The sequence below is a fragment of the Mycobacterium sp. genome (assembly GCF_050701515.1).
Lineage (GTDB): Bacteria > Actinomycetota > Actinomycetes > Mycobacteriales > Mycobacteriaceae > Mycobacterium.
Genome location: NZ_JBOGDB010000112.1, coordinates 14865 through 28727 on the forward strand (window position 1 = coordinate 14865; position 13863 = coordinate 28727).

Below are 13863 nucleotides of genomic sequence, written 5' to 3' on the forward strand. Positions count from 1 at the left end.
ATCGCTGCACCGGGTCATCGCCGGAATCGTCGCCGTGCTGGCAGCGCTGACCATGCTGATGGGCTGCTCGCGCACGGTGGACGGCACGGCCGCCAAGGCCGGCGCCGGCGACGTGCCGCGCAACGAAGACTCGGAGAAGACCTATCCGAACCTGCTCAAGGAGTGCGATGTGCTCACCGAGGACATCCTCGCCGAGACCGTCGGCGCCGACCCGCTGGACATCCAGAGCACGTTCGTGGGCGCGATATGCCGTTGGCAGGCCGCCAATCCCGGCGGGTTGATCGACATCACCCGATTCTGGTTCGAGCAGGGCAGCCTGGAGAACGAGCGCAAGATTGCAGACGGGCTGGAGTACACGGTCGAGAGCCGGGCGGTGGCCGGCGTTCCGTCGATCGTCATGCGCACCAACGACGCGAACGGCTCATGCGGCGTGGCCAGCGACGCCAGCGGCGTGGTGGGCTGGTGGGTCAACCCGCAGACGCCGGGTATCGACGCCTGCGGGATGGCGATCAAGCTGATGGAACTGACGCTGGCCACCGCCTCCTAGCGGGGCGGGCATCCGTTCGCGCCCAGGCTGTAGTTAGCGCGGAAAAGTTCGAGTGGCGAACACGATAACAACAGTCTCGACGCCGTGAACTTAGCGGGGCACGTGAAATGTGACCAACGCGGCGCTACTGAGCGTCAGCTGGTCCCACGATTGTGCAGTGCGTAGCACGGCGATTGCCGACGTCGGGAACTTCGTCGAGATATGTTCGGCCGCAATCTTATTGCTGCCGTCGGCGGTGGCAAGCCCGAGCGCCACCTGTGACATGGCCGGCTCATGCCCGATCACCAGCAGGGTCTCCGCTTCCGGCTCGACACCGTTGATTTCATCGATCACCGCGCCGGGTGTCGCGTCGTACAACCGGTCGACGTAGGTCACCGGAGCCTCAATCTGAGTTCGCGCCAGCGTCTGCCGGGTGCGGGTCGCCGTGGAGCACAGCACCGCATTGACGGCGGGTACGTGGGCGCGCAGCCAATCGCCGGCCAGACCGGCCTCCCGAACCCCGCGCGGGGCCAGCGGCCGCTCATGGTCGGCCACTCCCGGCGGGTAGTCCGACTTGGCGTGCCGCAACAGGAGCAAGGTCCGGAATCGGTTGTCCACCGCACCCACGCTAGGGCATGCCGATGCACCTCCCAGGACTTGTCGGCGTCCGGTCCTACACTCGCCTTGCCTGTTCGAGCAAACGATCGAAATGCGCAGGAAGGAGGGGCCGAGATGCGATTCGTCCATACCGCCGACTGGCAGCTCGGCATGACCCGTCACTTCCTGAACGGCGAGGCGCAGCCGCGGTATTCGGCCGCCCGCCGCGACGTCGTCGCCGCCCTCGGACCGCTGGCCGCCGAGGCCGGAGCCGAGTTCGTGGTGGTGGCCGGCGATGTCTTCGAGCACAACCAGCTCGCGCCGCGCGACGTCAGCCAGTCTCTGGAGGCGGTGCGGGCCATCGGTATTCCGGTCTACTTGCTGCCGGGCAACCACGACCCGCTGGACGCGTCGGCGGTGTACACCAGCGCCCTCTTCACCACCGAATGCCCGGACAATGTAAGTGTCCTCGACCGCGCGGGCGTGCACGAGGTGCGGCCGGGGTTGGAGATCGTAGCGGCGCCGTGGACATCGAAGGCGCCGGCGACTGATCTGGTCGCCGACGTCATTGGCGATCTGCCAGCCGACGGTGTCACCCGCATCGTGGTCGGCCATGGCGCTGTGGACATCCTCGTTCCGGATAAGGACAGGCCGTCGCTGATCCGCCTCGCGGCGCTCGAGGCCGCCGTCGCCCGTGGCGCGGTGCACTATGTGGCGTTGGGCGACAAGCACTCTCGCATGCGGGTCGGCGGGTCCGACCGGATCTGGTACTCCGGGTCGCCCGAGGTCACCAATTACGACGACATCGAGCCCGACCCTGGTCACGTGTTGGTGGTCGACATCGACGAGAACGATCCCCAGCGAACGGTGCGCGTCGACGGGCGACGGGTGGGCCAGTGGCGGTTCGTGACGCTGCGCCGCTCGGTGGACGGCAGCCGCGACGTGGCCGACCTCGACATCAACCTGGACCTGATGCCGGACAAGGAACGCACCGTGGTCCGGCTGGCGCTCACCGGATCGCTGACGGTGACCGACAAGGCCGCCCTGGACACCTGCCTGGACAAGTACGCACGACTGTTCGCGGCAGTCGGGCAGTGGGAACCGCGGACCGAGATCACGGTGATCCCCGCCGACGGTGAGTTCGACGATCTCGGCATCGGCGGCTTCGCCGCCGCGGCGGTCGAGGAACTGGTCGTCACCGCGCGCTCCGACGGCGAGGACGCCGACGACGCCCGAGCGGCGCTGGCGCTGCTGTTGCGCCTCGTCGACAGGGGCGATGAGCCGCTTGCGCGAAGAGCAAAAGGCACCGTCGCATGAGGCTGCACCGGCTGGTCCTGACGAACTATCGCGGCATCACGCACCGCGAGATCGAGTTCCCGGACCACGGTGTGGTGGTGGTCAGCGGCGCCAACGAGATCGGCAAGTCGTCGATGATCGAGGCGCTGGACTTGCTGTTGGAGGCCAAGGACCGGTCCACCAAGAAGGAGGTCAAACAGGTCAAGCCGACGCACGCCGATGTGGGTGCCGAGATCACCGCCGAAATCAGCACGGGCCCTTACCGGTTCATCTATCACAAGCGATTCCACAAGCGCTGCGAAACTCAGCTGACGGTGCTGACCCCGCGTCGTGAACAGGTCACCGGTGACGAGGCGCACGACCGCGTCCGCGCGATCGTGAACGAGACCGTCGACCTGGATCTGTGGCAGGCGCAACGGGTGCTGCAGGCGGCGTCCACCGCGGCGGTCGACCTGTCGGGATGCGATGCGCTGTCGCGGGCGCTCGACGTCGCCGCCGGTGACGCGGTCCAGTTGTCCGGCGCCGAGCCGTTGCTCATCGACCGGATCGACGCTGAGTACCTGCGGTACTTCACGCCCACCGGCCGGCCGACCGGCGAGTGGGCCGCCGTGACGAATCGACTGCATGCCGCCGACGACGAGGTGGCACGATGCGCCGCCGCGGTCGCCGAGGTGGACGACGCGGTGCGCACGCACGCCACACTCAGTGACGAGCTCGACCGACTCGGCCGTGAGCGCGAGGAGGCGGCCGAGCTGTTGTCCACGGCGCGCGTCGCCGCCGAGGCCGTGGCCGCGCTCACCCAGCAGCTCAAGCAGGCGGAGGTGGTCGCGGCGGCCGCCGATGCGACGCACGCCGCCTCCGTCTCGGCGCTGACCGAGCGCCGGCGGCTGCGGGCCGACATCGATGAGCGGGTCGCGGCAGCCGCCGAATTGGAAGTCGCGGCGACCGACGCCCACGAGGCTGAGCTCACCGCCCAGGAGGTCCAGCAGGCGGCGGAGGCGGTGGCCGACGAAGCGCGTGCGGCGGTGCAGACGAGTCAAGAGCGGGTCGATGCCGCACGTCGCGCGGTGGAGCGGTGGTCCGACCGCGACGAGGCCGAGCGGTTGTCGGTCCGGCTGGACAAGATCGACGCCGCGCAACGCGAACTCGACCGGGTCCAACGCGAACTCGCGGAAATCGCGCTGACCGAAACGTCGGTGCGCGAGATCGAGGCTGCCGCCGCCGTGGTTGAGCGCGCCGCCGGTCAGGCGGAGTTGGCGTCGGCCCACATCGAGCTGGTCGCCAAGACCGACATCGAATTGCGGGTCGACGGCGAACCGGTCACGCTCCAAGCCGGCGGCACGTGGTCATCGAGCGCCACCACGCCGACCGATTTTGAGGTGCCGGGCGTGCTGAGTGCCCGGGTGGTTCCCGGCATGTCCGCTGCGGATACCCAGGCCAAACTCGATGCCGCGGAACAGGTTTTGGCCACCGCGCTTGCCGCGGCGCGCGTCGACGACCTCGCGGGCGCGCGTGCCCTCGATCAGCACCGCCGTGAACTGGCGATCGCCCGCGACAAGCTGACCGCTGCGGCCGATGCGCTGAAGGCCGACGACGATGTTGATGTGTTGCGCGCCCGGCTGACCGAGCTTCGCGAGCGGGAGCCCGCCGACGGCGGTCCGGCGGCGCCCGACACCGACGCAGCACGCGCCGAACTCGAAGCCGCCGTGACGGGACACCAGCGAGCGGTCGCAGACTGCGAGACGCATCGCAAGGTTGCCGAGGCGGCGGCAAAACAGCTGGGGGAGCGCGCAACCCGGGCCGGAGTGCTCCGGGAGAAGCTGATGTCCTCGCAATCCGAACTCAACGTTGCCCGTGACCGGTTGGCCGCCCAGCGCGCGACCGCAAACGACGACGAGCTTGCGGTGAAGTCCGAGGCCGACGGGGAGAAGGCGCGCCGTGCCACCGGGCTGGTGGCGGACCTGGGCGGCGAACTGGCCCGCAGCGCACCGGATACCGTCGCCGCCGCGTTGGACGACGCGGTACGTCGCGCCGACACGCTGGGCAGCCGTTACGGCGAGATCGACGAAGCGCTGCGCGAGGTCACCACCCGGCTGAAGGTGTACGGCACCGAAGGACGCAAGGGCCAACTCGACGCGGCCGAAACCGAACGCGAGCATGCCGAAGCCGAATACCTGCGGGTGCACCGGCGCGCCCGGGCGGCGCAGCTGTTGCGTTCCGTGATGGCACGGCACCGCGACGCCACCCGGCTGCGTTACGTCGACCCGTTCCGCAATCAGGTGGAGCGGCTGGGCCGCATCGTGTTCGGCGACACCTTCGAGGTCGAGATCGACAGTGAGCTGAGGATCGCTACCCGCACGCTGTCGGGCCGCACGGTGCCGTATGAGTCGCTGTCCGGGGGCGCCAAGGAGCAGCTGGGCATCGTGGCCAGGTTGGCGTCGGCTGCACTGGTCGCCAAGGACGACAGTGTCCCGGTTGTCATCGACGATGCGCTCGGCTTCACCGACGCCGACCGGCTGACCAGGATGGGCGCGGTGTTCGACGCCGTCGGCGGCGATGGCCAAGTCATCGTGTTGACCTGCAGCCCGCAGCGTTATGCCAGCGTCGGCGACGCGCACCACATCGAACTGACCGCCTAGCGCCGGCAAATCCGCAGTCATGGCCCGGGAACGGTGCCATAGTTGGGCAAGGAACCAAACCGTGGGGGCCAACGTGAGCGTGGGCGAAGTTCGTGGGGCTACCGGCAGGGCCGACATCTGGCTGCCGATAGCGCTGCTGATCCTCGCGGGCGTCGGATGGTGGTGGTCGGCCGTCAGCGCCGGTGACATGGGCGGCGGCGGCATGTCGATGGGCGGCATGTCGATGGAGCCGCAGCCCACGATGTCGTTCGTCGCGTTCCTGGTGGCGTGGGTGGCGATGATGGCCGCGATGATGTTCCCGGCGGTCCTGCCCGTCGTCCGGCTCTACGCCCGCGCGGCCGCCAACGGCCAGGCAGCACCGGTGGCGGTCTTCGTCGGCGGGTACATCGCACTGTGGAGCCTCGTGGGCGTCCCCGCATACCTTGCGTGGCGACGGCTGGAAGAGCCCCTCATGCACGGCGGCCCCTGGATCGGCCGCGTCGCCGGTGCCGTGGCGGTGGCCGCGGGCCTGTATCAACTCACGCCGCTGAAGTCGGTGTGCCTGCGGCACTGCCGCTCGCCGCTCTCGTTCTTCATGCGCCACGGCAAGCACCTCGACCGACCGACGGGAGCGCTCGTCGCCGGTGGGCGCCACGGGCTATTCTGTGTCGGCTGCTGCTGGATGCTGATGGCCGTGCTAATCGCTTTCGGCACAATGCAATTGGCGTGGATGCTGGTTTTCGCGGCGCTGATCTTGCTGGAGAAGGCCGCACCGTTCGGTGAACAGCTCGCGCGCGTGACGGGGGTGGGGCTGTTTGTTCTGGGTGTCGTGATGTTGGCGCACCCGGAGTTTGTTACTCGACTCGTCTAATCGAAAGGCACACCATGACAACGACCGAACAACGCACCCGGTGGCACCTCAAGGGTCGCGGGTATGAGTTCTGCAATTGTGCGCCCGGGTGTGGCTGCAATTTTCACGGGTTTCCAACTTCGCCGGACGGCAGCTGCAAGGCGATGGTTGGCAACCACATTCTCGACGGATCCTGCGGTGACGTCGACCTGTCTGGGGTGAAGGCGATCGCGGTGATCGACTGGCCCAAAGCGATTCACGACGGCGAGGGCAAGGCGGTGTTCATCGTCGCTCCTGAGACCACCGACGAGCAGATCCAATGCTTGTCGCAGATCTATACCGGCCAACTGGGCGGTGACCCCTGGGGGATTCTCGGCACAACGTACGAGGTGGTCGGGCTCGTGAAGGCACCCATCAGTTTCGAGGGCGCCGGCGTACAAGTCACGATGACGGCGGACGGTGTAGGGCGCGCCACGGGCGACACCTTCAAGAATCCGGTGACCGGCGAGCCGCACCAGGCCCATATCGTCCTGCCCGAGGGCTTCATCTGGAAGAAGGGCGAGTGCGGGATCGGGTCATTCCAGGTCGAGGCCGAGGGCGTTCGCCTCGACTTCACCGACACCAACTGGATCAATTACGAGTTCGACTGGTCGAACACCTGACTAAGCGGCCAGCAGCCCTGGGTCGGCCGATAGTCGGAACGCGGTTCGCATCGCGTCGACGGCGGCGCGGTCGCCGTCAAATCGCACCCGCTTGAGGGCGGCCTTGCGCTCGACGGCGGTCGCGCCGCGGCGTGCGGTGATGAGGTCGGCCGCTGCCGCGGTCACTGTGACGGTCGGGGAACCGTGCGCAGCGGTCAGGTTCCCTTCGCGCACGGCGAACTCGAAACGGCGGTCGTCGATGTCGAGCCGGTAGGACGCCTCCAGGTCGACGGCCAGTGTGGGTTCGAAGGCCAGCAGGATCCCGGCCAGAAATCCATTCAGCGGCGTCAGGGCGCTCTCTGTCGGCTCGACCATGTCAAGGCCGAACGTCGCGATGGCCTTCACCACCGGCGGCACCTTGCGCCAACCGGTCTCGCTGAGTGTGTACACCGTCCGCGCGACCGGCGGTGGAAGCTCGTCGCGATCGACCAGACCCACTTCCTCCAGCTCGCGAAGCCTGTCGGCCAGTAGGTTGGTGGCGATGCCGGGCAGCTCGGCCCGCAGGTCACCGTATCGGCGCGGACCGCCGATCAGCTCGCGCAGGATCAGCAACGTCCAGCGCTCGCCGAGGACGTCGAGGCCCTTGGCGATCGGGCAGTTCTGCTGGTAGCTCCGAGGCATGGAATAATTCTAGCACTCAGACAAGTATTAATTCTTATCACTTGAAAATCTTGTCTGAAAGGTTTACGGTCATGTCCATGGCTACCAACTCTCGTCTCCCGGTATTCCGCGATCGCCCGATCGCCGCGCTCGTCGTCATCTGTCTGAGCGTCTTCGTCATCAGCGTCGACGCCACCATCGTCAATGTCGCCCTGCCCACGTTCTCGCGCGAGCTCGACGCCGACACCGCGCAGCTGCAGTGGATCGTGGACGCGTACACCCTGGTCATGGCGGGCCTGCTGCTGTCGGCTGGCAGCCTGAGTGACCGCTACGGCCGACGGGGCTGGCTCAGCTCCGGCCTCGCCCTGTTCGCGATCACCTCCGCCATCGCTGCGCAGGTGAGCACGGCGGACGGGCTGATCGCGGCCCGCGCGGCGATGGGCGTCGGCGCGGCGGTGATCTTTCCGACCACCCTGTCGTTGATCACCAACATCTTCCCCGACCCCGTCAAGCGGGCGAAGGCCATCGGATTGTGGGCGGCCATGGTGGGCGTAGGTGTAGCCGCCGGTCCGATCACGGGTGGCTGGCTGCTCGAACACTTCTCCTGGGGCTCGGTATTCATGGTCAACGTGCCGATCGCCGCGGTGGCCATCATCGGCGGCGTTCTGTTCGTCCCGACGTCACGCGACCCGGCGGCACCACCCGTCGATGTCCCCGGCCTGATTCTGTCCTCGGTCGGCATCACCGCGCTGGTATTCACCGTCATCGAGGCACCGAATTGGGGCTGGGGCAGCGCTCACACCTCGGCGGGCTTCGCGGTGGCGGTTGTCGTCCTTGCGGCCTTCGCGTGGTGGGAGCGGCGCAGCTCGCACCCGATGCTCGATGTCTCGGTGTTCGGTAACCGCCGGTTCTCCGGCGGCAGCCTGGCGGTGACCGCAGGCTTTCTGACCTTGTTCGGGTTCATCTTCGTCATCACTCAGTACTTCCAATTCATCAAGGCCTACAGCGCGTTTGAAACCGGTGTGCGATTGCTGCCGGTCGCCATCTCGATCGCCGTCGCCAGCATCGTCGGGCCGCGCATTGTGGAACGAATCGGCACCACGGTGGTCGTTGTGGCGGGCCTGGCCATCTTCGCCGCGGGCTTGGGATGGGCTTCGACGATCGATGCGAGCACGTCCTACGCCGTGATCGCCACCCAGATGGCGCTGCTCGGCGGCGGCCTCGGCCTGACGACGTCGCCGGCCACCGAGTCGATCATGGGATCGCTGTCCGCCGACAAGGCGGGAGTCGGCTCGGCCATCAACGACACGACACGCGAGCTGGGTGGGACCCTCGGCGTCGCGATCGTCGGCAGTGTCTTCGCGTCTGTGTACACCGCCAGGCTGGCTGACAATGCGGCGATATCCGCTCTGCCGGAAGACATCCGCGCCACGATGGACAGCTCGATGGCGGCGGCGGGGGAGGTCATCGGTCAACTTCCGCAAAGTGTGATGCCCGATATTCGCGCAGCAGTCGACACGGCGTTCCTCGACGGAATGCAGGTCGGCTCCCTCGTTAGCGCCGCGATCGCCCTGGCCGGCGCGGTCATCGTCGCCTGGCTGCTGCCGGCCCGGGCGCGGCAATCTGGGCCTACCCCGACCGATCGCGAACAAAGGGAACCCGCGCCCGTGTGTCCGTGACAGACTCCGGCACGTGGACGCCGACTACATCGTCGTGGGAACGGGATCTGCCGGATCGGTGCTGGCCAACCGGCTCAGCGCCGATCCGACCGCCGCGGTGGTGGTGCTGGAGGCCGGTCCCCGGGACAAGAACAAGTTCATTCACATTCCCGCCGCCTTCTCCAAGTTGTTCCGCAGCGACATCGACTGGGACTACCGCACCGAGCCGCAGAAGCAGCTCGACGGCCGCGAGATCTACTGGCCTCGCGGCAAGACGCTGGGCGGCTCGTCGTCGATGAACGCAATGATGTGGGTGCGGGGCTTCGCCGCCGACTACGACGAATGGGGCAGCCTGGCCGGCGAAGACTGGGACTTCGCACACATCAAGAAGTACTTCGCGAGAATCGAGGATGGCCCGCTGGTCATCTCGCCCCAGCGCAGCCCGCGCAGCTCGACCGCGGCATTTCTGTCCGCCGTGCAGGAATGCGGTCACGGCGTCGAACCGCCCAATGTGGATGCGCCGGACGGTTTCTGCGAAACCCGCGTGACCCAACGCCGGGGTGCACGGTGGAGCACGGCGGATGCCTACCTCAAACCGGTTCTGCGCCGCAAGAACCTGACCCTTCTCACGGACGCCACCGCGACCCGAGTGGTCATCGACGGCAAACGCGCGATCGGCGTCGAGTTCATCCAGAACGGCCGGCGCAGTGTGGTGCACGCGCGTCGCGAGGTGGTGCTGGCCGCCGGCGCGGTGAACAGCCCGCAACTATTGATGCTGTCCGGCGTCGGTGATCGTGACCGGCTCTCCGCGCACGGCATCGATGCGGTGGCGCACGTGCCCGAGGTCGGCCAGAACCTGATGGACCATCTGGTGGTTCCGCTCGGCTTCGACGTTCCCAACGACACCTTGCTCACCGCCGAGAAGCCTTTGGAGCTCATCAATTACCTGGTTCGTCGGCGCGGCATGCTCACCTCGAATGTCGGCGAGGCGTACGGATTTGTCCGCAGCCGCCCGGACTTGGACCTGCCGGACCTGGAGCTGGTCTTCGCACCGGCGCCGTACTTCGACGAGGGCCTTGGCGACCCGTACGAAGGTCACGCGGTGGTGTTCGGACCGATCCTGCTGAAGCCGTACAGCCGCGGCAGCATCACGTTGCGGTCGTCTGACCCGATGGACAAGCCGATCATCGATCCGCAATACCTCAGTGACGATGCGGGGGCGGACCGGGCCGCGTTGCTGGAGGGTCTGCGGATATGCGCGCGGATCGCCCAATCACCGGCCCTGCGCGGCGTGATCGGCAAGATCGCCCGGCCGCTGGGGGCGACCAACCTCGACGACGAGACGTTGGCGACGGCACTCAACTCGTTGTCGCATACGCTCTACCACCCGGTCGCCACCTGCCGGATGGGCAGCGACGACGCCAGCGTGGTCGACCCGCAGCTGCGGGTTCGTGGCATCGACGGACTGCGGGTGGCCGACGCATCGGTGATGCCGGCGATCATCCGCGGGCACACCCACGCACCGAGCGTGCTCATCGGCGAGAAGGCCGCGGATCTGATTCGCGGCTGACGCGAGGCGGCGAATCTAGGAACCGGAATCCGGCTCCGGTCGGGCGGATTCGCGGGTAACGCGGCTGAGTACCTGTGGTCCGGTCGTCAGCGCCTTGCGCCACGGTGCAACACCGTCGACTTCGATCTCGATGGTGATGCTCAGCACCGTCCGAATGAGCACGATCACCCCGAGAACGGCCGCATCGGTCAGCGAGGGCGTCGACGTGACGGTCTTGACGATGTCCGCCGCAACGAGCAGTTCCAGGCCGAGCAGAATGGCCCCGCCCAGTGAACCCCTTAGCGTCTTGAACGCACGAGCGCCGTCACCGCTTCGCTTCCACGTGACCACGGAAAGAGCGAAGGCGTAGACGAATCCCACCACCATCGACGAAACGCCCAAGACTTCAAACGCTTGCGTCGACCGCTCAAAGAACACGTCCAAGTCCACATCGTCTCCGTCTTCGGCCCGTGCCGCGACTCTAGTACCCGAGAGGCAGAATGGTGGGCGATGACCATGAACGCCAAGCGTCGCCGCGCGCACGACAAGCTGGCCGCGCTGCCGGGTGTGCGTCCCGTACGTCGCCCGGTGTCCCCGGACAGCGACGAGGAGTTCGATCTCTATTACGTCCGCACCGGACGAAAGTCGGCGAACCCGCTGGTCGTCATTCCCGGCGGCCCGGGTGCCGCATCGATCGGGCTGTACCGGGGACTGCGTCGGCGCGCGGCCGCAAAGGGCCTGGACGTCATCATGATTGACCATCGTGGGGTCGGGATGTCGCGCCACGACGACCACGGCAACGATCTGCCGCCCGAAGCGCTGACCATCGACCAGGCCGTCAACGACGTCGCCGCCGTCCTCGACGACGCTCAGGTCGACAGGGCGGTCATCTATGGCACCTCCTACGGCACCTACCTGGCCGCCGGCGTCGGCGTGCGCCACCCTGATCGGGTGCACGCGATGATCCTCGATTCGCCGGTGCTGTCGGCTCACGACATCGACGCGGCGCGAGAGGCCACCCGCCGCGTGCTGTGGGACGGCGACGACGCCGAATCTGCGGAGTTGGCACCGAAGGTGCGAAAGCTGGTCGACGACGGTGTGCTGACCGCGGCGGCGGGGCAGCTGGCCGGGGCGGTGTACGGCTTCGCCGGGCCGGCCGTGCTGGGCCGTCAACTCGATCTGCTGCTGCAGGGCCGGCACGGGTTGTGGACGATGCTGGACCGAGGCTCCCGGCTTCTGTTCGAGCGCAAGACGCCCTATCGCCACGAGCCCGACCTGGTCGGACGGATCGGCTACCGCGAGCTCAACTACGGCGCCGTGCCCGACGGCAAGCCGCTGGATCCCGCTGTGGCATTTCGCGAGTTCGCCGTCGACACAACGGAGTTCGAGGCCGAACCGTACGACCTGGTGGCAGAGATGCCGAAGTTCAGCTGGCCGAGCGTTGTCATCTCCGGTGGACGCGATCTCATCACCCCGCCCGCGGTGGCCAACCAAATCGCGTCGCTGATCCCGGATGCGATGCTCGTCGATCTCGCAACCGCCGGCCACAGCGCGATCGACGTCCGCGAGCGCGCCGCGATGGACATCGTCGAAGCGGTGTATGCCGGCGAAGCCGGCCAGCTTCCGGCACGCGCCAAGGCGCTGAACGCCGAGCCGGCAGGGCCGGCTATCCGGGCGCTGGTGTGGACGATCGGTGCCGCCGCAGCGGTTGAATCCGCACTGCCGGCCGTGGTGCCGCGTGTCATGCAGCGGGCTACTTCATGAAGCCGATCGCGCTGTAGTTCAGGTCGCCGATGCCGGCCGGGCCGTAATTCGCCAGGGCGCTGCGCACCGCGACGTTGCCTGCCGACTGGAACAACGGCAGGCTGAATCCTTCGGCCCAGACCAGCTTGTCGAACTCGTTGGCCAGTACGCGCGCCTTCGCGGGGTCGAGTTCGTCGAAGGTTTGCTCGGCCTTCGCGTCGATCTCCGGACTGCTGATCTTGCCGAAGTTGCTCTCCGCGTTGGTCGTGTAGATCTGATTCAGGCAGCACAGCGAGAACGCGTCGCCCACCCAGGTGAACTGGGTGATGTCGAAGTCTCCGGGGATGATGTAATTCGTGAAGAAGCCGCCGCCCCCCTTCGCGTCGAGCTCGAGCTTCACACCGATCTGCGCGAGAGTGTTCTGCGCGATCTGGCCGATTTGTCGGGTCGTCTTCGAGTCGAAGAGCACGTCGCGGATCACCAACTGGCGGCCGTCCTTCTCCCGGAACTGGCCGTTGAGTCGCCAGCCGAGTGCGTCGAGTTCCTCTTTGGCCTTCTCGGGGTCGTAGGCCACCACGGCACTGTTGTCCTGGTAGCCCTCCTGGCCGGCGACGTAGATGTGATTGTTCAGCGGAACCGGGTTGTCGACCAGGCCGCGTTGGCTGACGTTGGCGATGGCCTGTCTGTCGATGCCCTTGGCAACCGCCAGCCGCAGCGCCTTATCGGCAAGGATCGAGCCCTCTGCCCCGTTGAACGTGAAGTGATACCAGCTAGGGCTGGGTGTGCGCCGGATCGAGATACCCGGGGTGTTTCGCGCGATTGTCAACTCTTCGATCGAGGCAACCCCGGTGGCGTCGATGGTGTTGTTCTGCAGGGCGGGAATGCGGGCGGCGTCATCGAGCACCAGATAGGTGATGCTGTCCAGCAGCGGGGGTGTGCCCCACCACTTCGGGTTGCGGGTCAGCGTGATGCGCTGCGCGGTTCGGTCCATCCCCGACACCATGAAGGGTCCGGCGGAGGGTCCGGGGCGGTCGAGTTGTCCCTTGTTGAACACCTCGGGATCCCCGGTCATGCTCTTTGGCAGCAGCATGGTGTTTCCGGCGAACATGCCTCGCCATTCCGAATAGGGCTCGGCGAACGTCATGACGGCCTGGCGGTCGTCCACGCCCCGGGTCACCGTTTCGACGCGGTCGCTTCCATTGGGACTGGCGATGGCGAAGGCCTTGTCCTTGCCGCTGGTTGCATAGATCTGAGCCGCGATGTCTTCCCAGGTGATGGGCGAGCCATCGCTCCAGACCGCTGTGGGGTTGATGGTGTAGGTGACGACCTGCGGGCTGGTGCCGGTGAGTTCGACGTCGGTGAAGTAGTCGGTGTTGACTGTCGTCGATCCGTCCGGTTCGACCCGAAACGCGCGCGGCATCGTCGCCCGCAGCATGGCGCTGGCGTCGGCCACGTTCCCGTCGATGTGCAGCGAGTTGAAGTTCTGTGGGAACGCGGTCAGCGCCAACCGCAGGTTGCCGCCCTGTCGGAGCGTGGCCGGATCCTGCCGATTGATGTCGCTCGTCCTTCCGACTTCCGCGCTGCCGGCCGACGGCGCTTCCTTGTCGCCGCTCGAGCATCCGGCAATCGTGAGTGCCGCCACCACTCCCATGGCGAGCAGACGCAAAAGTCCCGCGACACGCCGTGCGGGAGGGGCTTTTGCGTCTTCTCGCGCAAGATCAAGGC

General features: G+C 67.1%; 12 protein-coding genes. 8 read left to right on the forward strand and 4 right to left on the reverse strand.

Annotated features, from left to right (window positions below):
* Nucleotides 1-4 precede the first annotated feature (4 nt).
* Nucleotides 5-547 carry a DUF3558 family protein gene (locus ACRDU5_RS09790; protein WP_526614319.1) on the forward strand — a complete coding sequence of 181 codons (543 nt, stop codon included), beginning with the start codon at nucleotides 5-7 and terminating at the stop codon, nucleotides 545-547.
* Nucleotides 548-637: 90 nt separating this feature from the next.
* On the opposite strand, the gene ACRDU5_RS09795 is transcribed toward ACRDU5_RS09790, so the two are convergent.
* The gene (locus ACRDU5_RS09795; protein ID WP_526614288.1) at nucleotides 638-1144 is read right to left on the reverse strand and encodes a SixA phosphatase family protein; all 507 of its coding nucleotides are present in this window, start codon (nucleotides 1142-1144) and stop codon (nucleotides 638-640) included.
* A 114-nt stretch (nucleotides 1145-1258) separates the two neighbouring features.
* On the opposite strand from ACRDU5_RS09795, the gene ACRDU5_RS09800 reads away from it, so the two are divergent.
* The 4 genes from ACRDU5_RS09800 to ACRDU5_RS09815 all read left to right on the forward strand — a co-directional run bounded on the left by ACRDU5_RS09800 (nucleotide 1259) and on the right by ACRDU5_RS09815 (nucleotide 6549).
* The gene (locus ACRDU5_RS09800) at nucleotides 1259-2440 is read left to right on the forward strand and encodes a metallophosphoesterase family protein (RefSeq protein WP_526614289.1); all 1182 of its coding nucleotides are present in this window, start codon (nucleotides 1259-1261) and stop codon (nucleotides 2438-2440) included.
* The gene (locus tag ACRDU5_RS09805; RefSeq protein WP_526614290.1) at nucleotides 2437-5058 is read left to right on the forward strand and encodes an AAA family ATPase; all 2622 of its coding nucleotides are present in this window, start codon (nucleotides 2437-2439) and stop codon (nucleotides 5056-5058) included. The genes ACRDU5_RS09800 and ACRDU5_RS09805 overlap by 4 nt, the downstream gene beginning before the upstream one ends.
* Nucleotides 5059-5119: 61 nt before the next feature.
* Nucleotides 5120-5908, forward strand: a complete 789-nt coding sequence (locus ACRDU5_RS09810; protein WP_526614291.1) for a DUF2182 domain-containing protein — start codon at nucleotides 5120-5122, stop codon at nucleotides 5906-5908.
* A 14-nt stretch (nucleotides 5909-5922) separates the two neighbouring features.
* Nucleotides 5923-6549, forward strand: coding sequence for a DUF1326 domain-containing protein (locus ACRDU5_RS09815; RefSeq protein WP_526614292.1), 627 nt, complete (start codon nucleotides 5923-5925; stop codon nucleotides 6547-6549).
* On the opposite strand, the gene ACRDU5_RS09820 is transcribed toward ACRDU5_RS09815, so the two are convergent.
* The gene (locus ACRDU5_RS09820) at nucleotides 6550-7209 is read right to left on the reverse strand and encodes a winged helix-turn-helix transcriptional regulator (protein WP_526614293.1); all 660 of its coding nucleotides are present in this window, start codon (nucleotides 7207-7209) and stop codon (nucleotides 6550-6552) included.
* Nucleotides 7210-7286: 77 nt separating this feature from the next.
* Here ACRDU5_RS09820 and ACRDU5_RS09825 point away from each other — a divergent pair, with 77 nt between their 5' ends.
* Nucleotides 7287-8867: an MFS transporter gene (locus tag ACRDU5_RS09825; RefSeq protein WP_526614294.1), complete on the forward strand. Its 1581-nt coding sequence runs from the start codon at nucleotides 7287-7289 to the stop codon at nucleotides 8865-8867.
* A 13-nt stretch (nucleotides 8868-8880) separates the two neighbouring features.
* Nucleotides 8881-10416, forward strand: a complete 1536-nt coding sequence (locus tag ACRDU5_RS09830) for a GMC family oxidoreductase (RefSeq protein ID WP_526614295.1) — start codon at nucleotides 8881-8883, stop codon at nucleotides 10414-10416.
* 15 nt (nucleotides 10417-10431) lie between these two features.
* On the opposite strand, the gene ACRDU5_RS09835 is transcribed toward ACRDU5_RS09830, so the two are convergent.
* On the reverse strand, nucleotides 10432-10845 hold the full coding sequence (locus tag ACRDU5_RS09835) for a DUF1622 domain-containing protein (protein WP_526614321.1): 414 nt from the start codon (nucleotides 10843-10845) through the stop codon (nucleotides 10432-10434).
* Nucleotides 10846-10905: 60 nt separating this feature from the next.
* Between ACRDU5_RS09835 and ACRDU5_RS09840 the strand changes: the two genes are divergently transcribed.
* Complete coding sequence (locus ACRDU5_RS09840) at nucleotides 10906-12159, forward strand: alpha/beta hydrolase (protein ID WP_526614296.1); 1254 nt, start codon at nucleotides 10906-10908, stop codon at nucleotides 12157-12159.
* Here the strand turns inward: ACRDU5_RS09840 and oppA are convergent.
* A complete protein-coding gene (gene oppA, locus ACRDU5_RS09845; protein WP_526614322.1) occupies nucleotides 12149-13789 on the reverse strand; it encodes an oligopeptide ABC transporter substrate-binding protein OppA in 1641 nt (546 codons plus the stop codon). The genes ACRDU5_RS09840 and oppA overlap by 11 nt on opposite strands.
* Between the last annotated feature and the right edge of the window lie 74 nt (nucleotides 13790-13863).

Excerpts from the sequence above, each read along its gene's own strand:
- ACRDU5_RS09800 (WP_526614289.1), top strand. The coding sequence starts at position 1,259 with ATGCGATTCGTCCATACCGCCGACTGGCAGCTCGGCATGACCCGTCAC.
- ACRDU5_RS09805 (WP_526614290.1), top strand. The coding sequence starts at position 2,437 with ATGAGGCTGCACCGGCTGGTCCTGACGAACTATCGCGGCATCACGCAC.
- ACRDU5_RS09815 (WP_526614292.1), top strand. The coding sequence starts at position 5,923 with ATGACAACGACCGAACAACGCACCCGGTGGCACCTCAAGGGTCGCGGG.
- ACRDU5_RS09820 (WP_526614293.1), bottom strand. The coding sequence starts at position 7,209 with ATGCCTCGGAGCTACCAGCAGAACTGCCCGATCGCCAAGGGCCTCGAC.
- ACRDU5_RS09825 (WP_526614294.1), top strand. The coding sequence starts at position 7,287 with ATGGCTACCAACTCTCGTCTCCCGGTATTCCGCGATCGCCCGATCGCC.
- ACRDU5_RS09840 (WP_526614296.1), top strand. The coding sequence starts at position 10,906 with ATGACCATGAACGCCAAGCGTCGCCGCGCGCACGACAAGCTGGCCGCG.
- oppA (WP_526614322.1), bottom strand. The coding sequence starts at position 13,789 with ATGGGAGTGGTGGCGGCACTCACGATTGCCGGATGCTCGAGCGGCGAC.